This is a genomic window from Actinomadura sp. NPDC000929 (assembly GCF_040492065.1).
Taxonomy (GTDB): Bacteria; Actinomycetota; Actinomycetes; order Streptosporangiales; family Streptosporangiaceae; genus Spirillospora; species Spirillospora verrucosospora.
In genome coordinates this window covers 13,270-37,377 of the sequence record NZ_JBEUPA010000074.1, presented here as the reverse complement: position 1 = coordinate 37,377, position 24,108 = coordinate 13,270, and the positions used below count along the sequence as shown (strand labels likewise).

General features: G+C 74.9%; 22 protein-coding genes. 8 read left to right on the top strand and 14 right to left on the bottom strand.

From position 1 onward, the window contains the following. Together ABWI04_RS24245 and ABWI04_RS24240 are read right to left on the bottom strand one after the other, a co-directional pair. On the bottom strand, window positions 1-829 hold an 829-nt coding region (locus tag ABWI04_RS24245), incomplete at its 3' end, for a FecCD family ABC transporter permease (protein ID WP_353833885.1). Next, window positions 826-1,875, bottom strand: a complete 1,050-nt coding sequence (locus ABWI04_RS24240; protein WP_345176193.1) for a FecCD family ABC transporter permease — start codon at window positions 1,873-1,875, stop codon at window positions 826-828. The genes ABWI04_RS24245 and ABWI04_RS24240, both read right to left, overlap by 4 nt. Window positions 1,876-2,001: 126 nt before the next feature. On the opposite strand from ABWI04_RS24240, the gene ABWI04_RS24235 reads away from it, so the two are divergent. The 5 genes from ABWI04_RS24235 to ABWI04_RS24215 all read left to right on the top strand — a co-directional run bounded on the left by ABWI04_RS24235 (window position 2,002) and on the right by ABWI04_RS24215 (window position 6,458). Further along, window positions 2,002-2,676, top strand: coding sequence for a TetR family transcriptional regulator (locus ABWI04_RS24235; RefSeq protein ID WP_345176195.1), 675 nt, complete (start codon window positions 2,002-2,004; stop codon window positions 2,674-2,676). Continuing rightward, complete coding sequence (locus tag ABWI04_RS24230) at window positions 2,669-3,571, top strand: ABC transporter ATP-binding protein (protein ID WP_345176197.1); 903 nt, start codon at window positions 2,669-2,671, stop codon at window positions 3,569-3,571. Before ABWI04_RS24235 ends, ABWI04_RS24230 begins: the two co-directional genes overlap by 8 nt. Continuing rightward, entirely contained in the window at window positions 3,568-5,205 is a 1,638-nt protein-coding gene (locus ABWI04_RS24225; RefSeq protein WP_353833884.1) for an ABC transporter permease, read from the top strand. Before ABWI04_RS24230 ends, ABWI04_RS24225 begins: the two co-directional genes overlap by 4 nt. 113 nt (window positions 5,206-5,318) lie before the next feature. Continuing rightward, window positions 5,319-5,714, top strand: coding sequence for an STAS domain-containing protein (locus ABWI04_RS24220; RefSeq protein WP_345176202.1), 396 nt, complete (start codon window positions 5,319-5,321; stop codon window positions 5,712-5,714). 114 nt (window positions 5,715-5,828) lie between these two features. Next, window positions 5,829-6,458: a TetR/AcrR family transcriptional regulator gene (locus tag ABWI04_RS24215; RefSeq protein WP_353833883.1), complete on the top strand. Its 630-nt coding sequence runs from the start codon at window positions 5,829-5,831 to the stop codon at window positions 6,456-6,458. Between the two features lie 21 nt (window positions 6,459-6,479). On the opposite strand, the gene ABWI04_RS24210 is transcribed toward ABWI04_RS24215, so the two are convergent. From ABWI04_RS24210 to lipP1, 10 genes are all read right to left on the bottom strand, one after another. Next, window positions 6,480-8,246 (bottom strand): ATP-binding protein, encoded by a 1,767-nt coding sequence (locus ABWI04_RS24210; RefSeq protein ID WP_353833882.1) that lies wholly within the window; start codon window positions 8,244-8,246, stop codon window positions 6,480-6,482. Between the two features lie 301 nt (window positions 8,247-8,547). Continuing rightward, window positions 8,548-9,222 (bottom strand): response regulator transcription factor, encoded by a 675-nt coding sequence (locus tag ABWI04_RS24205; RefSeq protein ID WP_345176208.1) that lies wholly within the window; start codon window positions 9,220-9,222, stop codon window positions 8,548-8,550. Next, window positions 9,213-11,030, bottom strand: a complete 1,818-nt coding sequence (locus tag ABWI04_RS24200; RefSeq protein WP_353833881.1) for a sensor histidine kinase — start codon at window positions 11,028-11,030, stop codon at window positions 9,213-9,215. The genes ABWI04_RS24205 and ABWI04_RS24200 overlap by 10 nt, the downstream gene beginning before the upstream one ends. A 283-nt stretch (window positions 11,031-11,313) precedes the next feature. Then, window positions 11,314-12,273, bottom strand: a complete 960-nt coding sequence (locus tag ABWI04_RS24195) for an aldo/keto reductase (RefSeq protein ID WP_353833880.1) — start codon at window positions 12,271-12,273, stop codon at window positions 11,314-11,316. Window positions 12,274-12,281: 8 nt separating this feature from the next. After that, window positions 12,282-13,388, bottom strand: coding sequence for a zinc-binding dehydrogenase (locus tag ABWI04_RS24190; protein WP_353833879.1), 1,107 nt, complete (start codon window positions 13,386-13,388; stop codon window positions 12,282-12,284). A 14-nt stretch (window positions 13,389-13,402) separates the two neighbouring features. After that, window positions 13,403-14,275: a branched-chain amino acid ABC transporter permease gene (locus ABWI04_RS24185; protein WP_345176217.1), complete on the bottom strand. Its 873-nt coding sequence runs from the start codon at window positions 14,273-14,275 to the stop codon at window positions 13,403-13,405. 63 nt (window positions 14,276-14,338) lie between these two features. Further along, the gene (locus tag ABWI04_RS24180; RefSeq protein WP_353833878.1) at window positions 14,339-15,493 is read right to left on the bottom strand and encodes an ABC transporter substrate-binding protein; all 1,155 of its coding nucleotides are present in this window, start codon (window positions 15,491-15,493) and stop codon (window positions 14,339-14,341) included. Between the two features lie 50 nt (window positions 15,494-15,543). Further along, window positions 15,544-17,307 (bottom strand): branched-chain amino acid ABC transporter ATP-binding protein/permease, encoded by a 1,764-nt coding sequence (locus tag ABWI04_RS24175; RefSeq protein WP_353833877.1) that lies wholly within the window; start codon window positions 17,305-17,307, stop codon window positions 15,544-15,546. Continuing rightward, window positions 17,304-18,056 (bottom strand): ABC transporter ATP-binding protein, encoded by a 753-nt coding sequence (locus ABWI04_RS24170; RefSeq protein WP_345176224.1) that lies wholly within the window; start codon window positions 18,054-18,056, stop codon window positions 17,304-17,306. The genes ABWI04_RS24175 and ABWI04_RS24170 overlap by 4 nt, the downstream gene beginning before the upstream one ends. Continuing rightward, window positions 18,056-19,003: a LipP1 family hormone-sensitive lipase gene (gene lipP1, locus ABWI04_RS24165; protein WP_345176227.1), complete on the bottom strand. Its 948-nt coding sequence runs from the start codon at window positions 19,001-19,003 to the stop codon at window positions 18,056-18,058. Before lipP1 ends, ABWI04_RS24170 begins: the two co-directional genes overlap by 1 nt. A 117-nt stretch (window positions 19,004-19,120) precedes the next feature. On the opposite strand from lipP1, the gene ABWI04_RS24160 reads away from it, so the two are divergent. Beyond that, window positions 19,121-20,494: an amidohydrolase gene (locus ABWI04_RS24160; RefSeq protein WP_353833876.1), complete on the top strand. Its 1,374-nt coding sequence runs from the start codon at window positions 19,121-19,123 to the stop codon at window positions 20,492-20,494. An 11-nt stretch (window positions 20,495-20,505) separates the two neighbouring features. Here ABWI04_RS24160 and ABWI04_RS24155 read toward each other — a convergent pair whose 3' ends face one another. Then, complete coding sequence (locus ABWI04_RS24155) at window positions 20,506-21,501, bottom strand: aldo/keto reductase (RefSeq protein ID WP_353833875.1); 996 nt, start codon at window positions 21,499-21,501, stop codon at window positions 20,506-20,508. A 102-nt stretch (window positions 21,502-21,603) separates the two neighbouring features. Here ABWI04_RS24155 and ABWI04_RS24150 point away from each other — a divergent pair, with 102 nt between their 5' ends. Continuing rightward, complete coding sequence (locus ABWI04_RS24150; protein WP_353833874.1) at window positions 21,604-22,590, top strand: methyltransferase; 987 nt, start codon at window positions 21,604-21,606, stop codon at window positions 22,588-22,590. Then, window positions 22,587-23,324 carry an SDR family NAD(P)-dependent oxidoreductase gene (locus tag ABWI04_RS24145; RefSeq protein ID WP_353833873.1) on the top strand — a complete coding sequence of 246 codons (738 nt, stop codon included), beginning with the start codon at window positions 22,587-22,589 and terminating at the stop codon, window positions 23,322-23,324. The genes ABWI04_RS24150 and ABWI04_RS24145 overlap by 4 nt, the downstream gene beginning before the upstream one ends. Window positions 23,325-23,420: 96 nt before the next feature. Here ABWI04_RS24145 and ABWI04_RS24140 read toward each other — a convergent pair whose 3' ends face one another. Then, window positions 23,421-24,101: a GntR family transcriptional regulator gene (locus ABWI04_RS24140; RefSeq protein WP_345176238.1), complete on the bottom strand. Its 681-nt coding sequence runs from the start codon at window positions 24,099-24,101 to the stop codon at window positions 23,421-23,423. Window positions 24,102-24,108: the final 7 nt, after the last annotated feature.

Genomic DNA, 24,108 nt, shown 5'->3' with positions numbered 1-24,108 from the left:
GCTGCGGGGCGGCGAGCGCCACGAACGGGACGGGCCCGGCCGCCGCGGTCGCCGCCGCGACGAGGCCCACCCCGGCGACCGTCAGCAGCGCCCGCGTGCGCTGCACGGGCACGCCGAGCGCCCGTGCGGCGTCGTCGCCGAGCTCTCCCATGCCGAGGGGCCGGGCGAGCAGCAGCGCCGCGGGGACGAGCACGGCCAGCGCGAGCGCGAGCGGGACGGCCTGGTCCCAGTCCCGCCCGTTCAGGCTGCCGGTCAGCCAGAACGCGGCCTCGTAGGCGTCGCGCAGTTCGGCGCGGGTGATGAGGTAGGAGTTGAGCGCCTCCAGCATCGCGGCCGCCGCGACGCCGATCAGCACCAGCCGGACGCCGTGCACGCCCCCGCCCCGCCGGTAGGCGACCAGGTACACCGCGAGCGCCGTCAGCACCGCGCCCGCGACCGAGCTGGCGGTGATCGCGACGGCGCCGCCGCCGAGCACCAGGATCTGCAGCAGCGCGCCGGTCGCCGAGCCGGTGGTGAAGCCGATGAGGTCGGGGCTGCCGAGCGGGTTGCGGGAGATGCTCTGGAAGACGGCCCCGGAAAGGCCGAGCGCCAGACCGGCGAGCAGGCCGGTGACGGCGCGGGGCAGGCGCAGGGTCGTGACGATGAACTCGGTGGCGGGGTCGCCCCTGCCGAGCAGGACGCGCACCACGTCCGGCGGCGCGACGGGGAACTCCCCCGAGCCGACGACGAGGACGGCGGCGCACGCCGCGACCGCCGCCAGCGCTCCGCACACCGCCGCCGAGCGCGGCTCCCACCGCAGCGACGCCCCGGCCGCCCGGATGACTCTCATAGGTCGCGCGTCCTCCCCCTCCGGACCATCACCGCGAACAGCGGCGCCCCGAGGAACGCGGTGACGATGCCGGTCTCCAGCTCTCCGGGCGCGACGACGCGGCCGAGGATGTCCGCGCCGAGCAGCAGGACGGGCGCCAGCAGCAGCGAGTAGGGCAGGACGAGCCGCTGGTCCGGGCCCACCGCCGTCCGGACGATGAAGGGGACGGCCAGCCCGAGGAAGGTGATGGGCCCGGCCGCCGCCGTGGCCGCCCCGCACAGCAGCACCACCGCGAGCGCCCCGAGCGCCCTGGTCCTGCCGGGACGGGAGCCGAGGGCGCGGCCCGCGTCCTCGCCCAGGCCGAGGGCGTTCAGCGGGCGGGCGAGCGCCAGCGCGAGCAGCGTGCCGGCGACGATGAACGGCAGGACGCGCAGGAAGACCGGCACGTCGCGGCCGCCGAGCGTGCCGACCTGCCAGAACCGGAATCCGCCGAAGGTGCGCGGGGTGAACAGCATCACGCCGGCCGTCACCGCGCTGAAGACGGCGTTGACGGCCGCCCCGGCGAGCACCAGCCGCGCCGGGGAGGCGCCGCCGCGCCCCCGGGCGCCGATCAGGTGGACCAGGGCCGCCGCGCCCGCCGCTCCCAGGAAGGCCGCCCACACGTAGACGAGCAGGTCGTCCACGCGGAACGCGCCGATCACGAGGACGACCGCGAGGGCCGCGCCGCCGTTCACGCCGAGCAGGCCCGGCTCGGCGAGCGGGTTGCGGGTGAGCGCCTGCATCACGGCGCCCGCCAGCCCGAGCGCCATGCCGACGACGACGCCGAGGAGCGTGCGGGGCAGCCGCAGCTCGTGGACGATCAGCTGCGCCCGGGAGCCGTCGTCCGGGGAGAGCACGCCGGGAAGCACGTCCGCGAGCGGGACGTCCCCGGCGCCGATCGCGAGGCTCGCCCCGGCCGTCAGCAGCAGCACCGCCGCCAGCAGGCCGAGCCACCACGGATGCGCGATGCGCGACGGCCCCCGCCGTTCGGGGGCTTTCGGCGGGCGTTCTCGCACGGGGGGAGGCACGCAGGTAAGGCTAGCCTAAGCTAACTCGCCCCCTCAATGTCCGGTTCCGCCGCTCACTCCCATTGACAATACAGGCGTATGGTATACGTTCGTATTGGAAGTTGAACGTTCGTATTGGAGGCGGGGATGGCGAGATCCGGCCGGGCCGCGGGCCCGGCGCCCGAGGACCTGACGGCGCGGGCCAAGATCCGGGACGCGGCGCTGCTCCAGTTCGCCGAGCACGGCACGAAGGGCGCGACGTTCCGCGGCATCGCCGAGGCCGCCGGGGTGTCGGTGGGCCTCGTCCAGCACCACTTCGGATCGAAGGAGGAACTGCGCGAGGCGTGCGACGCCTACGCGCTCGACACGGTCCGCGAGCTGAGCTCGACGGTCTCCGGCGAGGCGATGGGCGACCCCGGCTTCCTGGCCGCGACCGTCCGGACCGACCTGCCCGTCCGGCGCTACCTGGCCCGCGCGCTCGTCGACGGCTCGGCGGCGGCGGCGCGCATGTTCGACGACCTGGTCGCGGTCACCGAGCGGTACATGACCGACCCGCCGCCCGGAACCGCGCCGCCCACCACGCGCGACGCGCGGGCCTACGCCGCCGCGATCGTCGCGATGACGACGGGGATCGAGGTGCTGCACCAGCACCTCAGCCGGGTCCTCGGCACCGACACCTTCACCCCCGGGGGATCGCTGCGGCTGCGCCGCGCGGTCCTGGAGATCTTCGACGACCGGTTGCTCGACCGGGAGACCGTCGCGCGCGCCCACGCGGCGATGGACCGGTACGAGGCCGGCCTCAAGGGAGACGACGATGACTGACGTGGTCCGGGCCGCGGGCCTGGTCAAGACGTTCGGCCCGACGCGCGCGCTCGACGGCCTCGACCTGCGCGTGGCGCCCGGCGAGGTGCACGGCTTCCTCGGCCCGAACGGCGCCGGGAAGTCCACGGCCATCCGCGTCCTGCTCGGGCTGATGCGCGCCGACTCCGGCACCGCGAGCCTGCTCGGCGGCGACCCGTGGCGCGACGCCACCGCTCTGCATCGCCGCATCGCCTACGTCCCGGGCGACGTCACGCTGTGGCCGAACCTGTCCGGCGGCGAGGTCATCGACCTGCTCGGACGGCTGCGCGGCGGGCTCGACGGGAACCGGCGCGACGAGCTGCTCGGCCGCTTCGAGCTCGACCCGAAGAAGAAGGGCCGCGCCTACTCCAAGGGGAACCGGCAGAAGGTCGCCCTCGTCGCCGCGTTCGCGTCCGACGCGGAGCTGCTCATCCTGGACGAGCCCACCTCCGGCCTCGACCCGCTCATGGAGGAGGTCTTCCAGGAGTGCGTCCGCGAGGAGAGGCGCGCCGGGCGCACCGTCCTGCTGTCGAGCCACATCCTCAGCGAGGTCGAGGCGCTCTGCGACCGCGTCACCATCATCCGCAAGGGCCGGACGGTCGAGACCGGCACCCTCGACGAGCTGCGGCACCTGACCCGCACGTCGATCCACGCCGAGCTCGCCGCCGCCCCGGACGGCGTCCCGCTGCCGGGGGCGCACGACGTCCGCATCGACGGCACCACCATCGCGTTCGAGGTCGACACCCCCGAGCTGGACGCCGCGCTCAAGGAGCTCACCCGGATCGGCGTGCGCACCCTGACGAGCCGGCCGCCCACGCTCGAAGAGCTGTTCCTGCGCCACTACGAGGACGACCTCGCCGGAGGGACCGCGTCATGACCGCCACGACCCTGCACGCCCCGGCGCGGGCCGCCGGCCGCGGGGGCGGCCTCGCGGGCACCGGCATGCTGATGAAGATCTGGCTGCGCCGCGACCGCGTCATGGCGCCCGCCTGGATCTACGGGCTGACCGCGCTCGTCTCCGGCACCGTCTACAGCTTCAAGCACGAGTACGACACGCCCGCGGCGCTCGCGAGCTTCGCGCGCGGCATCAACGACAACCCCTCCACGCGGGCGCTCTACGGGCCCGTCCTGAACGACGGCGGCTTCGCGGGGCTCAGCGCGTGGCGGATCGGCGCCACCGGCGCCGCGCTCACCTGCGTCATGTGCGTCCTGCTGGTCGTCCGGCACACCCGCGCCGAGGAGGAGGCCGGGCGGCTGGAGCTGGTCGGCGCGGCGGCGGTCGGGCGCCGCGCGCCGCTCACCGCGGCGCTGCTGACCGCCGTGACCGCCGCCGGCGCGCTGGCGGCCGTGGCCGCGCTCGTCATGATCCTCTTCGGGATGCCGGCGGCCGGATCGGTCGCGTTCGGCCTGTCGTGGTTCGGCGCGGGCCTCGTGTTCTCCGGCGTCGCGGCGCTCACCGCCCAGCTCGCCGAGACCTCCCGGCTGGCCAACGGCCTGGCGTTCGCCGTCCTCGGCGCGTCCTACCTGCTGCGCGGCGTGGCCGACGCGGGCTCGGCGCACTGGCTGTCGTGGCTGTCGCCGATCGGCTGGGCGCAGCGCGTCCGGCCGTGCGCGGACGAGCAGTGGGCCGTCCTGCTGCTTCCCCTCGCCGCGTTCGCGCTGCTGACCACCGCCGCCTACGTGCTGACCGAGCGGCGCGACCTCGGCGCCGGGGTCCTCGCCCCCTCCCTCGGCCCCGCGCACGCCCCGCCGTCCCTGCGCGGCCCCTTCACCCTGTGGTGGCGGCTGCAGCGCGGCACGCTACTCGGCTGGACCGCCGGGTTCCTGGTGTACGGCCTGGCCATCGGCGGCGTCGCGGACGGCGTCGGCGACCTGGTCAACGGCAGTGACGCCGTGCTGGACGACATCCGCAAGATGGGCGGCCAGCAGGACATCGCGGACGCGTTCCTCGCCACGGCCATGGGACTCATGGCGCTGTTCACCGCGGCCTACGCGGTGCAGAGCGTCCTGCGGCTGCGCGCCGAGGAGAGCGGCGGGCGCCTGGAGCCGGTGCTCGCGACCGCCGTCGGCCGCACCCGCTGGGCCGTGGCCGGCCTGGCGAACACCGTCGCGGGGACGGTGGTCATGCTCGCCGCCACCGGCCTGTCCGTGGGACTGGTCCACGGCGCCCGCTCCGGCGACCTGACCGGTCAGATCCCGCGCCAGCTCGGCGCGGCGCTGGCCCAGCTCCCGGCGGTCTGGGTCGTCGCCGCCACCGCGATGCTGCTGTTCGGCGCCCTCCCGCGCGCGGCGTCCGCGGGATGGGGGATCCTTGCCGTCTTCCTGCTCCTCGGCCAGGTGGGACCGCTGCTGGGACTCCCGCAGGCGGTGATGGACCTGTCCCCCTTCACCCACACCCCGAAGCTGCCCGGCGGTGACGCCGACCTGCTCCCCCTCCTCGCGCTCACCGCGGCGGCGGCCGCCCTGACCGCGGCCGGACTGGCCGCCTTCCGCCGCCGCGACGTCGCCTGAGGCCCGCCCCGGCCGGGGTTCCCGGGCGGGCGCCGGCAGGCCCGCCCGGGAACCGGCATGACCTCCCCTTTCACGGGTACTCCGCAACCTTGCGACTACGGGAGGTGATCGTCATGTCCATCGGAGCCGGCCAGACGCCGGAGGGGACCCCCATCGATCCGCTGCGGCTCCGCAGCGACGTCCGCGGCCCCTGCCTGCTCGTCGAGGCGGAGGGGGAGCTCACGATCCTCACGGCCGACGCGCTGCGCGAGCACGTCCTCGCCGACATGCGGGCCCTGGGCGGGCCGCCGCTGATCGTCCTGGACGTCGGCGAGGTGACCTTCTGCGACTCCTCGGGACTGAACGCGATGATCACTCTCTGGAAGGCCGCCCACGCGGCCGGGGGCGAGTTCGTCCTCGCCCGCCCGGAGCGCCGGTTCCGCACGATCATCGAACGCAGCGGCCTGGACCGGCACCTCATCGCCCACCCGACCACCGAGCAGGCCCTCGACGCGCTGTCCGCACGCTGAACCCGCGTGCGGCTCGCCCACGCCGCGACCCCACCCCCGCTGCTCCTCTCCCCCTCGCCGCCCGCGCCCTCCGCTCGGACGGGCGGAGGCGCGGCGGCTAGAGTCGGCCGCACGATGACGAGCGACGACGAACTCCTGCGGAGCCTGCTCACCGGCGGCCCCGAGAGCGAGCCGCAGACCGACCGCATCCTCGACGCCGCCCTGCGGTCCTTCGAGACCTACGGGCCGCGCCGCACCACCATGGACGACGTCGCGCGCGAGTCCGGCCTCGGCCGCGCCACGATCTACCGCCGCTTCCCCACCAAGAACGACCTCGTCACCGGCGTCCTGCTCCGGGAGGCGCGGCGCTTCTTCGCCGAGCTGGACGCGGCCGTCGCGGCGCTGCCCACCCTGGAGGAGCGCCTCGTCGAGGGCTTCGCCGTCACCCTGCGCATCAGCCGGGAGCAGCGGCTCATGACGCGCCTCATGGTCGTCGAACCCGAGCTGTTCCTGCCGCACTCAACGGTCAAGGCCGGGCCCCTTCTCGCCGCCGCCCGCGGCTACCTCGCCGGCCGGCTGCGCACCGCGCAGCGCCTCGGCGCCGCCCCGGCGGACGTCGACCCCGAGGTCGTCGCGGAGATCCTGGTCCGCCTCACGCACTCCCTCGTCCTCACCCCGGACGGCCACATCCCCCTCGACGACGCGGGCGCCCGCGACTTCGCCCGCCGCTACCTCCTGCCGATCGTCCGCAACACCCCCTCCTGACCGGCGCCGGGTCACGGCGGGTCAGGCGCCCTCTCCGGACGGCAGGACGATGCGGACCGCGGTGCCCCCACCGGGCGGGCTCTCGACGGTGACGCTCCCCCGCAGCGCGCGGACGCGGTCGGTGAGGCCCGCCAGGCCGCCGCCCGGGTCCGGGGCGGCGCCGCCGACGCCGTCGTCGCGGACCTCGGCGGCGATCCCGTCCGGCCCCGGGCGGACCGTCAGGTGGATCGCGTCGGCCCGGGCGTGCTTGACGGCGTTGGTGAGGGCCTCGCAGAGCGCGAAGTAGAGCGTCGACTCGATCTCGGGCGGGAACCGGCCCGCGGGCATGTCGACATGGACGGGCACGGGCGTGCGGGTGGCGACCAGCTCCATCGCCGGGGCCAGCCCGGCGTCGGCGAGGATCGCCGGGTGCATGCCGCGGGCCAGGGCCTCCAGCTCGGCGACCGCCTCGGCCAGCTCGCCGCGGCAGGTCCGGGCCTGCTCGCGGGCCCGCGGGTCGGCCGCCGCGGCCTCCAGCCGGACGAGCATCTCCTCCAGGGTTTGGAGCCGCTGCTGCGCGCTGTACTTCAGGTCGGCGGCGAGCCGCTCGCGCTCGGCCGCCTGGATCCGCACCAGACGCTCGCGCGCCTCGCGCGCCCGCTCCAGGTTGGCCTGCGCGGCGGCCTGGAGACGGACGGTCTCCAGCGCGCGGCCACCCGCGACCAGCGCCGCCTCGACGAGCGGCTCGTGGTCGCGGAGCGCGGCGGCGAGGTCGACGGTGGCGAGGGGCTCGCCGCCGGACGTGCGGACCCGGTGCCGCCAGCGCCCCGCCGCGCCTGCGGGCGCGTCGCGCATGCGGCGGCCGTCCACGTCGACGTAGCCGCCGTCCGCCCACATCCACAGGTCCAGGGTGCCGTCGCCCAGGACGGCGCGGAGCGCGTCGCGTACGCGCGCCACCGACACGGGGCCGGCGAGCAGGCGCTGCATCCGCTCGGCGACGGTCAGCTCGGCCAGCCGGGCGCGCAGCGCGGTGCCGAGGAACGCCAGCGGCAGCACCGTCGCGAAGACGCCCTGGAAGAGGTAGACGTCCAGCACGTCCGCGAGGTCGGCGTCGCTGCCGATGAGCGTGCTCTGGACCACCAGGGCGCCGCTGACACCGAACGTCACGGCGACCGCGACGGGAACGGTGAGCGCGCGGTCCAGCCGCCCCGTGCGCGGCAGGCGGGCCACCAGGATCACCACGAGCGCGCCGGCCAGCACCGTCATCGCGCCCGCCATGGCCTGCTGGACGCCGTGGAACACCCCGTGCTCGGGACGCAGCGCCGGCCAGGTCGCCGACGCCGCGAAGCCGTTCCAGGCCGGACGGGAGACGGCGCACAGCAGCGCCTGCCCGCCGATCATGATCACGACGGCGGCGGCGGTCCAGAGCCTCGCGGCGGCGCCCTCCAGCCGCCCGGCCGGGTACAGCAGCACGCCGATGCCGACGGCCAGGAAGAACACCGACTGGGCGAACACCGACACCAGCGGAGCCGCGCCCGTGTTCCAGGCCGCCGCCCAGGTGACGGCCCACGAGGCGGCCGCGACGACGAACGCCGCGCCGGTGCGCCGGGCGGTCCGCCCCGCCGCGAACAGCCCGCCCGCGACGGCGAACCCGCCGCAGCAGACCAGGGTGACGGCGGCGGCGACGGGCTGGGCCCACCAGTGCGGCCAGCCGAAGGCCAGCGCCGCGGCCGCGACCGCCGCGCCCGAGGCCAGGGCGCGGCGCACCCGCGCGCCGAGCCACGGCGGCCACCGGGAGACGCGCCTCACCGCGATCCTTCCGTGTCGTCCCGGGAAACCACCGTCCGGGACGGGGGTTTTCCCGGATGCGCGCCCAGAGCGGCGCCGGGATTATGGGAACGTGCCGGGAACGGCCGCGTCACGCGCCCGCTTTCGGGGGCGTGGCGCCTCGCGGTGGCGTGCGGGGGCCACCACCGGGGTCACCTGACGCGACCGGACTCGCACGGACAGTTTTCCCCACCGCCGCCGTGCGGCGCGAGGGGCCGTTACCCGATCGATGCGCGGGCGCGGGCGCACGCGACGACCGTCGCGCCCGGGTGCCGGGTCGCGGTCAGCGGATCTCGGCGGCGCGCAGCCAGGTCAGGACGGCGAGCACCCGCTTGTTGCTGTCCTGGGGGCCGGGCGCCCCGCCGGGCGTGGTGATCTTGAGCTTGGCGAAGATGGCCCGCACGTGGTCCTCGACCGTCCGGGCGGACAGGTGCAGCCGCTTGCCGATGCCGGCGTTGGAGTGCCCCTCCGCCATCAGCGCCAGGACCTCCCGCTCGCGTCCCGACAGCCGGGACAGCTCCTGCTCGCGGTGCCGCGCCTCGACCAGCCGGGTCACCACGTCGGGGTCGATGACGACCTCGCCGCGGCCGACCCGCTCCAGCGCCGAACGCAGGTTCTCCACGTCCGTGACGTGGTCCTTCAGCAGGTATCCGACGCCGCGCGGCCGGCCGCGGAACAGCTCCATCGCCTGCGGGGTCTCGTTGAAGGCCGACAGGACCAGGACGCCGAGACCGGGATGGCGCTCCAGGAGCCGGCGGGCCGCGACGACGCCCTCGTCGGTGAACGTGGGCGGCATGTGCAGGTCGAGGATGGCGACGTCGGGCGGGTCGTCCGCGACGCGGGCCAGCAGCTCCTCGCCCGACCCGGCGGACGCCACCACGTCGATCCCGACGGTGGTGAGGAGGGTGACCAGAGCCTGCCGGAAGATCCCGCTGTCCTCCGCCACGGCTACTCGCATGGGAGGTCCATCCTTACCGTCAGGCCCGCGCGGGGGCCGCCGCCGATTTCCATCTCACCGCGCAGCGCCCTGATCCGGCCGGACGGACCGGCCAGATCGGCGACGGGATCGGCGGCGGGGCCTCCGGGGCGGGCGCCGTCGAGCCCGACCTCGGCGACCACACGTCCGCCCTCCTCGCCGACCCGCACGAGGACCCGGGTGGCACGCGCGCCCTCGACAGCGTACGACAGCGTCTCGCACAGCGCGGAGTAAAGCGTGGACTCGATCTCGCGGGAGAACCGGCGCGGGGTGACGTCGAGCGCGACCCGGGTGCCGAGCCGCTCGGCGACGACCTCCAGCGCCGGGCCGAGACCGTCCTGGACGAGCAGCGCCGGCTGCACCTCCCGGGCCAGCGCCCGCAGCTGGGCGAGGGCCTCCTTCAGCTCGGCGCGGCAGGCGCGGGCGTGCTCCTTGACGGCCGGGTCGCCGGTGACGGCCTCCAGCGTGCCGAGCATCGCGCCGAGCGCGAGCAGCCGTTGCTGCGCGCCGTCGTGCAGGTCGCGGGCGAGCCGCTCGCGCTCGGCGGCCTCGGCCCGCACGAGGCGCCGGTAGGCCGCCCTGACCTGTTCGAGGCCCGCCTGGACGCCGGCCTGGAGCCGTGCGGTCTCCAGCGCCCGGCCGCCCGCGGCGAGCGCGGCCTCGACGAGGGAGCCGTGGTCGCGCAGCGCGCCGCCGAGCTCGACGACGGCGAGCGGCTCCCCGGACGCGCCGCGCACGCGGTGCCGCCAGCGCCCTCCCTCCCCGGCGGGATCGCCCCGCGCCTCGTCGTCCGCGCCGTCCGTCTCCGGGCCCAGATCGACGGGGCGCCCGGCGGTGTCGACGTAGCCGCCCTCGGTCGGCGCCCAGAACCACAGCTCCAGGGTCGGGTCGTGCAGGACGTCGCGCAGCGCGTCGCGGATCCTCTCCACCGACACCGGAGCGGTCAGCCGGAGCATGCGGCCCGCGACGGCCAGCTCCGCGATGCGGACCCGCAGCCCGGACGCCAGCAGCGTCAGCGGGACGAGCACGACGACCGCGCCCTGCACCACGTAGACGTGCAGCAGGTCGTCCAGCGGGATCGACGCCTCCATGATCGGCTTCTGGGTGAACGCGGCCGAGACGCCGACGAACCCGATCGCGACCGTCACGGGCAGGGCGACCAGGCGCCGCAGCCGGCCCATCCGCGGCAGCCGCAGCAGGAGGACGACGGCGAACGACAGGGCGAGCAGGAGGTACAGCGCGGCGGACACCTGGAGGACGACCTTGAAGACCTCCAGGTCGGGGTAGAGGGCGGGCCACCACACCGACTCTCCCCGGAACGCCGCCCATTCCGGCTCGGAGGTGACCCACAGCGCCGTGGGACAGCCCCACAGGACGAGGCACGCCGCGCCCGTCCAGATCCGGTCCGCCAGGTACTCCAGGCGCCCGCCCGGGTAGAGCAGGACGCCGACGGCGAGCGCGAGGTAGAAGTCGGCCTGGGCGTAGGGCGACATGATGGGCCCGATGGTCGCGTCCCAGCTCGCGGCCCAGTTGACCGCCCAGCACACCGACGCGGCCGCGAACAGCAGCCCGGTGCGGCGGGTGCGGGGCCCGGTCGCGAGCAGCACGCCCACCAGCGCGATGGCGGCGCAGCTGGCCGCCGTGATCGCGGCGGCGGCCGGATGGCCGCGCCAGTACGGCCAGCCCGCGAGGAGCGCCAGCCCCGCGACCGCCGCCCCGGCGACGAGGGCGCGCCTCGTCTCCGTCCCGAACCACGGAGGCGACCTGCGCCTGCGTGGCGCGGAAATCACCACGACCATCCTTTCCATGCTGGGTCCTCGGGCCGCGTCCCGCCACCGCGAACCCACGGGACGCGGGCCCGTGCTTCCCCGGGGCCGTGCTTGTCCAGGACCGTGCTTCTCCAGGACCGCGGGCCCCGCCGGCGGGCGCACCGGCATCCTCCCCGACGCGGGGCCCGCCCCCGGGGCGGCGTTACCCGATCGATGCGCGAGGCGTGCCGGCGATCACCGGGGCGTCAGGCGGCGCGCGTCCGGACCGCCCCCGCCGGTCCGGACGCGGCTCACCGCCCGCGGCTCACGGGCCTTCGGGGTCCACGACGTCGCGGTCCGCCCAGAAGGGCTCCATCAGGGCCCGCAGACGCTCCGCGCCGACGCGCTCGAGCACGTCCAGCGCCGCGATGTTGTCGGTCAGCTGCCGCGTGCCGCTGGCGCCGAAGAGGACGGTCGCGGTCGCGGGATGCGTGAGCGTGAAGGCGATGCACAACTGCGCCGGCGTGGCGTCCAGCGCGGCGCCGAGCGCGGCGATGCCCCCGGCGGCCTCCTGGATGCGGGAGCGGATCCCGCCCGGGTCCCGTCCGATCTGCCGGGACGGCTCGATGTTCCCGGCGAGGATGCCGCCCTCCAGGACGTCCGACGCCTGCATGGCCACGCCCTCGGCGAAGACGGCGGCGAAGGGCTCGCCGTCGGGGATGGCTCGCCGGCACGGGCTGTACTTCAGCTGAGCGAGCTGCGGGCCCGGGGAGCCCGCGGCGAGGGCGTGCCCGCGGATCGTCCGGATGGCCGTGGCGGACCAGTTGTTGACGCCCCAGCAGCCGAGAAGCCCCTCCTTCTCCAGCGCGGCGAGGTCCTCGGCGAGCCGCCGCAGGTCGATGTCGTCGCGGCGGATGTCGCCGAGGACGGCCACGTCCGCGTGGTCGGCGCCGACGCGGAACAGCGCCCCCGTGAGCTGGTCGCGCAGCGTCCGCCCGGGGTACCCCTCCAGCCACAGCTTGGTGGACAGCAGGTAGTCGTCACGGGCGATCCCGGCGGCGCGCACGATCGCGGAGAACAGCACGTCGGTGAACACCGGCGGGTGGCCGGGCATCCCGTAGACGGCGACGTCGAAGAGGTCGAGGCCGGAGTCGACGGCGTGGCGGACCATGGCGACGGAGTCGGCGAAGTCCATCCGGTCGTAGGTGTGCCAGGAGCCGAGGGACAGCACGGACGCCTCGGGCCCGGCGGCGCCGAGCCGGCGGCGGGGAATCTGCGTGGGCACGGGGTTTCCTATCGGTTGGGATTGATGACGGCCTTGACCTGCTCCTGCCGCGCCATCGCCGCGAGCGCGCCGGACGCGTCGCCGAGGCCGCCGGGGGCGCCGAACAGGTCGTCCCAGGCGAAGCGGTCCTGGAACCTGCGCAGGAACTCGACGGAGCGGTGCAGGTCGCCGACGTCGCCGTTCAGCGAGCCGAGCACGTCCAGCTCCTTACCCATGATCGCGCCGAGGGCGAGCGGCTCGGGCCGCGGGCCGGTGCTGCCGACGACGACGAACCGGCCGCCGAACGCGGCCATGCCGACCGCCTCGGCGCCGACGCCGGGCGCCCCGGCGAGGTCGAGGACCAGCTCGGCGCCGCGGCCCTGGGTGGCCTCCATGACGGCCGCGACGCGGGAGTCGGCGTCGCCGTCCAGCCCGACGGTCAGGTCGGCCCCGAAGCGGCGGGCCAGCTCCAGGCGCGCGTCGGGCGCGCCGATCGTGATGACCCGGCCGGCGCCGGACACGCTCGCCACGGCCGTGGCGACGATCCCGAGCGCGCCCGCGCCCTGGACGGCGACGGTCGATCCGGGCCGCACTCCCCCGGCGCGGTCGAAGGCGTGCAGGACGGTCTTGACCGCGCAGCCGGCCGAGGCCGCCCAGGTGTCCTTCACGTCGTCGGGCAGGACGAGCTTGAGCGCTCCGGGCGTCACGTAGTTGTGGCCCGCGAGCCCGCCGGTGGCGTAGGGGAACCGGTCGGCGCGCAGGAGGAAGCCGTAGCCGCGCTCGGCGCAGGCGACAGGGTTGCGCAGCACGGTGCAGCCGTAGCAGTGGCCGCAGACCGACTCCGACCAGCCGATGCGGTCGCCGACCCTGACGTCGCGGCCGAGGGCGTCGCGGGTGCCGGTCCCGACGGCGCAGACGGTGCCCGTCATCTCGTGGCCGAGGACGATCGGCAGCATCTCCGGGAACGTCATGGCGCCGGACCACAGGTGCACGTCCGTCGCGCACAGGGTGGCGCAGTCGACCCGGACGACCGCGGCGCCGGGCTCGCACTCGGCGGGCAGCGGCAGTTCCTCGAGGCTCAGTTCGGCGCCGTGCTCGCGGAGCACGGCGGCCCGGGTGGAGGCCGGTTGTGGCATCTTCGCTCGTTTCTCTATCGGCTGTGCGCGGTGTCCCAGACCTCGCGGCGGCTGCGCCACCACAGGAGCACGAGGATCACCAGGAAGGGCACGACGCCCTGGTACTTCTGGATGGAGCTGAGGGAGGACGACAGGCCCTCCAGGCAGCCCAGGACGAGACCGCCGACGAGCGTCAGCGGCAGGCTGCGGAACGCGCCGACCATCGCGACGGCCAGCGCCGTGCTGATCAGCCCGGCCAGGGTGGCGTAGTCGCCGCCGAGCCGGGGCGCGACGAGCACGATGACCAGCATCGTGATCGCCCCGACGCCGGACCAGACCCCCACGGCGAGCAGCGGGGCGGGGATGCCGACGACCTCGGCGGTGCTCGGCCGCTCGGACAGGGCCTGCAGCTTCAGCCCGAGCCGCGTGCGGGTCAGCATGAGCCCGACGGCGAGCGTGATGAGCAGCGCGAACCCCAGCGACACCAGCACCGACTGCGGGACGACCACGCCGCCGACCGTGAAGACCGGGTCGGCGAACGGGGACGGGAAGCGGTGCGCGCCGGTGCTGTTGCCGCCGAACAGGCGCAGCCCGATCGCGGTGAGCGCCACGTAGAGCGCGACGGTGACGGCGGCCTTGGTCCGCTCGCGGTGCCCGGCGAACCAGCGGACGAGCGCGGCGCCGAGCAGCCCGGACAGCAGCGCGGCGGTGACGGCGCCGGCGAGCAGGGCCGGCCAGACGTTCAGGCCCTTGTCGGTGAGCGACACCATCACGAAGGCGCCCATGGCGCCGACCGCCGTCATCGCGAAGTTGACCACCGCGACGAGCCGGTAGGTCAGCACGACGCACAGGCCGAGCAGGGCGTAACCGCCGCCGCTGGTCAGCCCGGCGATCACAGAGTTCACCATCGGATACCTCCGGGTGGGGCCGGGCGCGCGCGGGGGTGCCGCGCGCGCCCGGCGGCGGGACGGCTACTTCTTGGTCGGGACGGTGAAGCCGCCGGGCAGCACCTTCCAGCCGCCCTTGTCCGCCTTGACGAACTGGCTGCCCTTGATGGGGCTGTGCTCGCCGCCGGGCCCGAACACCCACGGGCTCCCGGCCATCGGGTAGTCGATCGGCTTCATCTCCTTGAACGCCTTGGTGACCGACTCGCGGGTGATGTCGCCCTTGATGCCCTTGAGGACCTGCACGAACACGTCCGCGGCCATGACGGCGCCCTGGCTGAACGCCGTCTTCTGGATGCCGTTCCGGTCGACGAGCCTGGACCAGCGCTCGTTGCCCGGCAGGGTCGGGTCGGTGTAGGGCTGCCACTCGGTGCCCGCGTAGGCGTTCATGTCCGCCGGGATCACCTTGGCGTTGGCGTCGGTGTAGCTGTTGGCCGCGAGGATGAAGTCGACGTTCTGCATGCCCTGGGTCCTGGCCTGCGCGAACCAGGGCCCGACGGTCGCGTTGTAGAGGACCGCCTGGCAGCCGGCGTTCTTGTCCGCCACGAGGTAGCGGGTCGGGTCGCCCTGCCCGACGGCGAGGTTCTTGTGGGCGAGGGACTTGCCGGTGAGGTCGCTCCACGCCTTGATGGCGTTCTCGATGCCGCCGCCGCTTCCGGGCAGGACGGTGTAGTCGATGCAGACCCTGTCGTGCTTGAGCGTCTCGGACGCGTAGTACAGCATCGCCGTGGTCAGCGCGTAGGGGCCGGGGTTCACGGGGGCGATGTTGGGGCTGGTGAAGCAGGACGGGTCGACGCCGACCGCGGGGATCGAGACGATCTTCTCCTTGCTGTAGGTGGCGCGGTTGAGGCCGCAGTCCACGGCGCTGGACGAGCCGGCCAGGGCGACCACGCCCTCGGACTTGATCAGCTCGCGGGCGGCCTGGCCGGCGCGCGCCGGGTCCATCGCGTCGTCCTTGGCGACCAGCCGCAGCTTGCGGCCGTTGATGCCGCCCGCGGCGTTGACCTCGTCGAACACCGCCTTGACGGCCTTGGGGACCTCCGGGGTCTGGAACAGCCCGGTGATGCCGTTGATCGAACCGACCTTGATCGGGCCGTCGGACCCGCCGGAGGACCGGCATCCGGCGGCGGTGAGTGAGAGGGCGAGCGCGGCCGCGGCCGCCGTCGTGAAAGTGCGCTTCATCGCTGAGGCCCTTGCTTCGCGGGGAGGGGTGGGTGAGGGGTACGGGACGGTCAGGACGCCGGGACGTCGGCGGCGCCGAGGTAGGCGGCCCGGACGGCGGGGTCCTCCAGGACCTCGCCGGTGGGGCCGGAGGCGATGACGTGGCCGAAGTCCAGGACCGTGACCTGCTCGCAGGTGGCCTGGACGAGCTCCATGTCGTGCTCGACGAGCAGGACCGAGACCCCGAACGCCGCGGGCACGGCCGCCAGGCGCCTGGCGAGGCGCAGCGACTCGGCGGCGGACTGGCCGGCGGCGGGCTCGTCCAGCAGCGCGACCTTCGGCCGCGCCGCGACCGCGGCGGCGACGTCCAGGAGGCGCCGGGTGCCGGCGTCGACGATCGACACCGGGACCTGGCCGGGCGGGCAGCCGAAGAACTCCAGCAGCTCGTCGGCCTCGGCCCGCGGCAGCCGCCGGCCGGCGCCGATCGTCAGGTAGTCGTACAGGCTGAGCTCGGGCGCGATCGCGGTGGTCTGGAAGGTGCGGCGAAGGCCGAGCACGGCGCGGCGGCTCGGCCCGAGTCCGTCCAGCCGCCGCCCGGCCAGCTCGACCGCGCCCCCGTAGCCCGCGACGAAACCGCTGACCGCCGCGATGAACGTCGACTTTCCGGCGCCGTTCGGGCCGATGAGCCCGACGACCGCGCCCTCGGGGACGGTCAGGTCGACGGCGTCCAGCGCCACGACCTCGCCGAACTTGACGGTGAGCCCCTGAACCGCCAGCACCGGTGCGCGGTCGCCGGTGGGCCCGGGCGCGGGCGCGGGCGCCGGGAGGGATCCGGCCTCCTCGGCGGCGGGCGCGTCCTCGGGGGCGGGCGCATCCTCGGCCTCCTTGAGGATCTTCCGGGCGTCGCGCTCCCGCCTGCGCATCCGGGTCAGGTCGGTCTGGCTGAGCCCGCTGCGCAGCGCGAGCAGGGCGCCGGCGCCGAACAGCACGCCGCCGAAGTCCTGCGGCAGCGAGACCTTCTCCATGATCGTCGCCATCACCGCGCCGAAGATCCCGCCGAGCACGGCGCCCTCCGGGTGGTGCGGGCCGATCATGATGGCGACGGCGAACAGCGCGAGGGACTGGCCCATCGCGAAGTTCTGCGGGACCACCAGGCTCAGCTGGCCGACCAGCAGCCCGCCGCCGATCCCGGCGACGAACGCGCTGATCGCGAACGCGGCGAGCTTGCCGCGCGCCACCGAGACGCCGTGCGCCGCGGCGGACCGCTCGGAGTGCCGCAGCTCGTACCAGGACAGCCCGAGCCGGGTCCGGCCGATGATCCCGAGGGCGACGGCCAGCACGGTGAACACGATCACCGTGAAGACGAAGTAGCCGCCGTCGGTGTCGAAGGGGGCGGGCCGCTCCAGCATCGTCAGGTCGGCCGCGCCGGGGAACGGGTTGACGTTCAGCACGATGTCGGTGCTGACCGCGAACCCGAAGGTGACGACGGCGAGGTTGACGCCGCGGATGCGCAGCGCGGGCAGTCCGATGGCGACGCCGACGGGGACGGCGGCCAGGCCGCCGAGAAGCAGCCACAGGTAGAAGCCGCCCGGCGCGTCCGCCACGTTCAGCCGCAGCACCACCCAGGCGCCGATCGCGGCGAACGACATCTGGCACAGCGACATGACGCCGGCCCGTCCGACGATCACCCCGAAGCTCTGCATGATCACCGCGCTGATCACGGCGCTGATCGCCAGGTAGATCCAGTACGGCGGCAGGACCAGCGGGAGCAGCGCGCAGGCGAGCACCGCGATGCCGAGACCGGTGCCGAGGCCGCGCTTGTCGACCAGGTTCATCGAGGCCCGCCCTCCGCCGCCCCGGCGCCCGCGCCGGCGGCGCCGACCGGCGGCCCGCCGAAGTAGAGCCGGTGCAGGCGCCGCTCGTCGCCGCGCAGCTCGCCGCACGGCCCGGAGAAGACCACGCGTCCCTTGCGCAGGACGTGGGCGTGGGTGCCGACGTCCAGCGCGAGGTTCGCGAACTGCTCGATCAGCACGACCGCGATGCCCATCCCGGCCAGCTCGCCGACCGTGGACATCAGCCGGCGCACCACCAGCGGGGCGAGGCCGAGCGACATCTCGTCGATCAGCACGACCTTGGGAGCCGAGACCAGGGCCCGGCCGAGCACGACCATCTGCTGCTCGCCGCCGGACAGGTACCCGGCCTGCAGGCTCCGCCTCTTCTCCAGCTCCGGGAAGAGCCGGTAGACGGTGCCGAGGTCGCCGTCGCCCCGCTGGGAGACGATGAGGTTCTGCTCGACGGTGAGCGTGCGGAACGTGGTGCGGGCCTGCTCGACGTAGCCGAGGCCGGCGCGGGCCCGCTTGTAGGGGGCGAGTCTCTCGATGGCGGCGCCGTCCAGCCGGATGGTGCCGGACCTGACGGGGGCCAGGCCGGCGATGCCGTCCATCAGCGTCGTCTTGCCGGCGCCGTTCGCGCCGAGGATCACGGTGACCGCGCCCGGCGCGGCGTCGAGCGTGACCTCGTGCACGACCGGGACCTCGGCCCGGTCCACGCCGACGCCGTCGAGGGCGAGAGCCGGAGCGGTCATCACTCGCCGTCCGTGCCGAAGGCCGAGCGCAGGGCGGCGGCCGTCCGGGCCTGGGCGTCCTTCGCCACCGACAGCTCGGTGGCGAGCGGGCCGAAGAACGCGTGGATCATGCCGTCGTAGCGGACGAGGTCGGTCTGGACGCCCGCGTCCTTGAGCCGCACCGCGTACTCCTCGCCCTCGTCGCGGAGCACGTCGCACTCGGCTTCGAGGACGAGCGCCCGGCACAGCCCGGCGAAGCTCTTGGCCCGCAGGGGCAGCAGGTAGGGGTCCTCCAGGTCGCGCTCGTCCTTGGGGTAGGTGGTGAAGAACCAGTCCATGCTGGCCTTGGAGAGGAAGTAGCCCTCGGCGTACTCGCGGTAGGAGGCGCGCCCCTCGTCGGGGTGGCCGAGGACCGGGGAGACGAGCACCTGCAGAGCCAGCTCCGGCCCGCCGAGGTCGCGCGCCTTGAGCGCGACGACGGCGGCGAGGTTGCCGCCCGCGCTCTCGCCGCCCACGGCGACGCGGGAGGGGTCGGCGCCGATGCGCTCGCCGTGCTCGGCGACCCAGCGGACGGCGGCGTAGGCGTCGTCGGCCGCGGCCGGGAACGGGTTCTCGGGGGCCAGCCGGTAGTCGACGGACATCACCACGGCGCCCGCGGCGGCGCAGACGGCGCGGCAGGAGTACTCGTTCTCGTCGAGGCCGCCGATCGTCCACCCGCCCCCGTGGAACCAGACGAACGCCGGGAAGGGGCCCTCCCCCTCGGGGGTGTAGACCCGGACGGGGATGTCTCCGGCCGGGCCGGGGATCGCGGTGTCGGCCACGGAGCCCACGGGCGGGAGGTCGTCCGGCACCGCCCACATCCGGCGGAACCCCTCCCGCATGGCCGCCGCGTCCAGCGGGGCGCCGCCGCTCGGGTCCTCGGCGGGGGTGCGGTCGATGATCCGCTGCGCCTCGGGATCCAGGGGCATCGTTTACCTCCGAAGGCCCGGTGTGCCCGCGCCTCCCGGCCGGGCACTCCAAAATCGTATCTGATTCCGTGTACGTTAATTGCAGCCCATCGACGGTGTCCAGAGTTGGAGCAGGATATGCCGGATGTTTCCGCCGCCGACCTCGTCCTGACCGGTGGCCGGGTCCACACGGTCGACGCCCGCGACCGCATCGCGCAGGCGGTCGCCGTGCGCGGCGGCCGCATCGCCCGCGTGGGCACGGCGGGCGAGGTCGCGCCCCTGATCGGCCCCCGGACCCGCGTCGTCCGGCTGGACGGCCGCTCGGTGCTGCCGGGTATCAACGACTCGCACCTGCACGGAGTGTGGCTCGGCGCCATGTGGCCGAAGCTGCTGATGGACCAGCTTGCCGCCACCGGCGGGCACGCGCACGAGGCGCCGTCCCGGCTGGAGACCGCCGGGGACCGGCGCCGCGCGATCCTGCGCACCGCCGACCTGCTGGCCTCGCTCGGGATCACCAGCTACACCGAGCCCGGCCTCGGCCCGGGCGAGGACGGCGGCCCGAGCGGCTGCTTCGGCTCGGACGCCCTGCACGACTACGCCGACCTGGCCGGCGAGGGCCGGCTGAAGGCCCGCGTCACCGCGCTGATGCTGTTCGGGGAGCTGGACGGCCGCAGCACGGCGGAGGATCTACTGGGGGGCCTGCGCGACTTCAGGCCGCCCGCCGGCGTCCCGGGCCGGTTCCGGGTCGCGGGCGTGAAGATCTTCGCCGACGGCATTCCCCCGATGCGCAGCGCCTGGACCGACCGCCCCTACACCGACGGCTCGCACGGCGCCCTGCTGGTCGACGGCGGCTCCGACGCCGAGCGGGAGGCGGCCCTGCGGACGATGATCGACGCGGCGCACGACGCCGGGCACCAGATCGGCGTGCACGCCACGGGCGACCGCGCGACGCGCGTCGTGGCGGACGCGCTCGCGGCGGCCCTGGCCCGGGACGGCCGGGACGCCCGGCACTACGTCATCCACGGCGACCTGCTCTCCCCCGCGACGCTGACCGTCCTCGCCTCGAACCGGATCGGGCTGAACACCCAGGCGGGCATCCCGGTGGCCACCGAGCCGATGCTCGCGGCGGCGCTCGGGCAGGACGCCCTGCGGGACGCCTGGCCGCTGCGGGACGCGCTCGACGCGGGCGTCCCGCTGTGCCTCAGCTCCGACTCCCCCGTCCTCACCCCGGACTGGCGCGCGGGGATGGCCGCGGCGGTCACCCGCCGCGGCCTGGACGGCTCCGTGCGGGGCGCGGCGCAGCGGCTCGCGGTGGCCGAGGCGCTGCGGGCGTACACCGCCGCGCCCGCCCGGCAGGACGGGGAGGAGGACGTCAAGGGCTCCGTCGAGCCGGGCAAGGCCGCCGACCTGTGCGTGCTCGGCGGCGACCTGTTCGGCGTGGAGCCCCGGGACCTGCCCTCGCTGCCGGTGACGATGACCGTCCTCGACGGCGAGGTCGTCTACGAGGTCTAGGGCGCGCGGCGTCAGGCGCGAACGGGAGCGTCGGCGCCCCACGACGCCGCCGGGTCGACCACGTCCTTGTCCAGCCACAGCCCGGCGAGGGCGGCGCGCAGCTCGTCGCCGCGCCGGGCGCACAGGGCCAGGGCGGCGAGGTTGTCCTCCAGCTGCGCCGCCCTCGTGACCCCGACCAGGACGTTCGCCACCGCGGGGTTGGCCAGGCAGTAGGCGATGGAGAGCTGCGCGGGCGTGGCGCCGAACCGGTCGGCGATCCTCCGGACCTCGGGCACGACGGCGCGGATCCGGTCGCGGATCCCTCCCGGGTCGGCGCCGATCTTGCGCTCGGGGTGCGGCTTCCCGGCGAGGATGCCGCCCTCCAGGACGTCCGACGCCTGCAGGGCGAGGCCCTCGCCGGTGAACAGCCCGCCGAAGGGCGCCCCCTCGGGCACCGAGCGGCGGACCAGGCTGTACTTCAGCTGGGCGAACGAGGGCGGCACGAGGCCCTCGGAGGCGGCGAAACGGCAGGCGAACAGCACGTCACCGGCAGACCAGTTGTTGACGCCCCAATGGGCGAACCTGCCCGCGCGGACCTGCTCCGCCACGTCCGTCACCACGGCGCGCAGGTCGGGGCGCTCCGCGAAGTCGCCGACCACGACCATGTCGGCGCGGTCGACGCCGATCCGGCCGAGGGAGACCTGCATCTGTTCGGCGAACGAGGACGCGGGGTACTCCCAGAGCCAGAGCTTGCCGCACAGCAGATAGTCCTCGCGCGCGAGCCCGGCGTCGCGGACGGCCTGCCCGAACAGCACGTCCGTCTGGGCGTTCTCCGCGTGCGGGCCGAAGTCGTAGTGGGCGACGTCGAACAGGTCGACGCCGCGGTCGACGGCGAGGCGCAGCAGCTCGGCCGCGTCGTCGCGGTCCATGCGGTCCCAGGTGTTCCAGGAGCCGAGCGCCAGGAGCGGGACCTCCGGTCCGCCCACGCCGAGGCGCCTGCGCGGCGCCCGTTCTGCGAACTCCATCATGACCTCCGATGAGGAAGATCGGCCGTGGGCCGGGCCCCCTGGCCGCTGACGCAACGATCGTATAGCATCTGGCATATTCTTACCGCGAAGGAGACCACTTCCATGGCGCATTCCTCACCGGACCCCTCGGGCATCCTCGGCGTCGCCACCGGCTACATGGCCGCCAAGCAGCTGTTCGCGGCGAGCGAGGCGGGCGTGTTCGCCGCGCTCGCGGGCGGGCCGGCCACCGCGGCCGAGCTGGCCGGCCGGGCGGGGATGCCGGAGCGCAGCGCCCGGATCCTCGGCGACGCGCTCGCCGGCCTCGGACTGCTGGCGCGGGAGAGCGGCCGCTACGCCAACTCCCCCGCCGCCGCGGCCTACCTGTCCGGCGAGGGCGACGGCGTCGACCTGCGCCCCTTCCTGGCCTTCCTGGACGCGATCAGCTACCCGCACTGGCTCGGCTTCGGCGCCACCGCGGCCAGCGCCGAGCCGCGGCCCCTGGACCTCGCCGGCGACCGGATGCAGACGTTCATGAACGGCGTGATGACCTACAACGCGCTGCACGCCAGGATGCTCGCGGAGAACTTCGACTTCACCCGGTACTCCCGGATCCTGGACTACGGCGGCCTGTCCGCCGCGTTCCTCGTCGAGGCGCTCCGCTCGGCCCGGCAGGCGCACGGGACGTTCCTCGCGCCCGGCCAGTTCACCGAGTTCGCCCGCAAGGCCCTGCTCGACGCCGGGCTCGGCGGGCGCAGCGAGGTCGTGGAAGCCGACCCGCTCACCGGCGACGTCCCCGAGGGGTTCGACCTCGTCCTGCTGGAGCACGTCGTCCACCGCTTCGACGCCGAGCGGAACCAGGAGATGATCCGGCGGGCCCGGCGCGCCGCGGCCCCCGGCGGCATGCTCGTCCTGCTCGACTTCTTCCTGGACGACGACCCCGACCAGCGGGTCATCGACGCGCTGCACGCGGGCGAGTACCTCGTCATCGACGGCACCGTCGTCTATCCCGAGGCCGAGGTGCGCGGCTGGCTGACCGCCGCGGGCTGGGAGCCGGTCGAGACCCGTGCCCTGCCCGCCAGCCCCCGGGTCATCATCGCGGAGGCCCGGTGAGCGCCGGGCGCGCCGTCCTCGTCACCGGCGGCGCCAGCGGCATCGGCCGCGCCGTCGCCGCCGCGTTCGCCGCGGCCGGCGACCGGGTGGCGATCGCCGACCGGGACACCGGAGCCGCCGCGCGCGCCGCCGGGGAACTGGGCGTCCGCGCCGTCGCCATGGACGTCACCGACGCCGGCTCCGTCTCCGCCGGGGTCGCCGAGGCGACCGGGGCGCTCGGCCCGATCGAGGTGCTGGTCAACAACGCCGGCGTGGTGGCGGGCGGCGGCCCGCTGACCTCCCTGCCCCTGGAGGTGTTCGACACGGTCGTCGCGGTCAACCTGCGCGGCACGTTCACCGTCACCCAGGTGGTCGCCGGCCAGATGATCCAGAACGGCACGCGCGGCCGCATCGTCAACATCAGCTCGATCGGCGCCCGCCAGCCCACCGCGGGCCTCGGCCACTACGAGGCCACCAAGGCGGCCGTGGACGCCCTCACCCGCACCGCCGCCCTGGAGCTCGCCGGCCACGGCATCCGGGTCAACGGCGTCGCGCCGGGGCCCGTCCACACGCCGATGACGGCCGGGCTGATGGACGACCCGCAGGCCCGCGCCGCCTGGGAGTCCCGCATTCCGCTCGGCAGGATCGCCACGACCGGCGACATCGCCCCGCTGGTGCTGTTCCTCGCCTCCGGCCAGGCCGACCACATCACCGGCGCGGTGATCCAGGTGGACGGCGGCCAGTTGCTCGTGTAGCCGCGCGGAAGCACGCCGGCCCGCACCGGCGTCCGGGACCCGAACGCGCCGTTCCCCATCACTCGCCCGGTGGGAACGGCGCGTTCGGCTCTCAGGTCACTTGTGCGGGACGGGGTGCGCGCTGTGGAGGGCGTCGGCGGTGGCGTTCTTGTGCGCGCAGGCGATGCGCTCGATCTCGGCCGGGTCGCCGCCGCCGGCGATGAGGTCGAGGATCTGCCCGTGCTCGACCACGGAGCGGCGGGCGCGGCCGGGGACGTAGCTGAAGGTCGAGCGGCGCATGTGGTCCAGCCGCGTCCACTCGGCCTCGAGCAGGGAGCGCAGGTGCGCGTCCGGGCAGTGCTCGTAGATCGAGAAGTGGAACTCGCGGTTGAGCGCGGTGAACGCGGTCGGGTCGAACTCCTCCAGCGCCTCCACCATCCGGTCGTTGATCTTGCGGGAGGCGTCGATGTGCGCGGCCGTCATGAGCGGCGCGGAGATCGCGGTGGCGTAGCCCTCCAGCCGGGCGAGGATCTGCAGCGTGTGCTCGACCTGCTCGGCGTCGAAGACCGCGACGCGGGCGCCGACGTTGCGCACCACCTCCACGAGCCCGTCGGACTGCAGCCGGCGCAGCGCCTCGCGCAGCGGGATCGTGCTGACCCCGGTCTCCTGGGCGAGCTGGTTGATCACCAGCCGGTATCCGGGCACGTAGGTGCCTTCGAGGATGCGCGACCGCAGCAGCTCGTAGCAGAACTCGGCCTTGCTCTCCTTGGTCTGGTCCTGCTTCTTCGCGGCACTCACCCGGTTC

What these genes read in the sequence shown, in the direction of transcription:
- ABWI04_RS24205 (WP_345176208.1), bottom strand. Translation starts at nt 9,222, where the DNA reads ATGCGAGTAGCCGTGGCGGAGGACAGCGGGATCTTCCGGCAGGCTCTG.
- ABWI04_RS24215 (WP_353833883.1), top strand. Translation starts at nt 5,829, where the DNA reads ATGACGAGCGACGACGAACTCCTGCGGAGCCTGCTCACCGGCGGCCCC.
- ABWI04_RS24160 (WP_353833876.1), top strand. Translation starts at nt 19,121, where the DNA reads ATGCCGGATGTTTCCGCCGCCGACCTCGTCCTGACCGGTGGCCGGGTC.
- ABWI04_RS24220 (WP_345176202.1), top strand. Translation starts at nt 5,319, where the DNA reads ATGTCCATCGGAGCCGGCCAGACGCCGGAGGGGACCCCCATCGATCCG.
- ABWI04_RS24155 (WP_353833875.1), bottom strand. Translation starts at nt 21,501, where the DNA reads ATGATGGAGTTCGCAGAACGGGCGCCGCGCAGGCGCCTCGGCGTGGGC.
- ABWI04_RS24150 (WP_353833874.1), top strand. Translation starts at nt 21,604, where the DNA reads ATGGCGCATTCCTCACCGGACCCCTCGGGCATCCTCGGCGTCGCCACC.
- lipP1 (WP_345176227.1), bottom strand. Translation starts at nt 19,003, where the DNA reads ATGCCCCTGGATCCCGAGGCGCAGCGGATCATCGACCGCACCCCCGCC.
- ABWI04_RS24185 (WP_345176217.1), bottom strand. Translation starts at nt 14,275, where the DNA reads ATGGTGAACTCTGTGATCGCCGGGCTGACCAGCGGCGGCGGTTACGCC.
- ABWI04_RS24170 (WP_345176224.1), bottom strand. Translation starts at nt 18,056, where the DNA reads ATGACCGCTCCGGCTCTCGCCCTCGACGGCGTCGGCGTGGACCGGGCC.
- ABWI04_RS24230 (WP_345176197.1), top strand. Translation starts at nt 2,669, where the DNA reads ATGACTGACGTGGTCCGGGCCGCGGGCCTGGTCAAGACGTTCGGCCCG.
- ABWI04_RS24180 (WP_353833878.1), bottom strand. Translation starts at nt 15,493, where the DNA reads ATGAAGCGCACTTTCACGACGGCGGCCGCGGCCGCGCTCGCCCTCTCA.
- ABWI04_RS24175 (WP_353833877.1), bottom strand. Translation starts at nt 17,307, where the DNA reads ATGAACCTGGTCGACAAGCGCGGCCTCGGCACCGGTCTCGGCATCGCG.
- ABWI04_RS24190 (WP_353833879.1), bottom strand. Translation starts at nt 13,388, where the DNA reads ATGCCACAACCGGCCTCCACCCGGGCCGCCGTGCTCCGCGAGCACGGC.
- ABWI04_RS24225 (WP_353833884.1), top strand. Translation starts at nt 3,568, where the DNA reads ATGACCGCCACGACCCTGCACGCCCCGGCGCGGGCCGCCGGCCGCGGG.
- ABWI04_RS24235 (WP_345176195.1), top strand. Translation starts at nt 2,002, where the DNA reads ATGGCGAGATCCGGCCGGGCCGCGGGCCCGGCGCCCGAGGACCTGACG.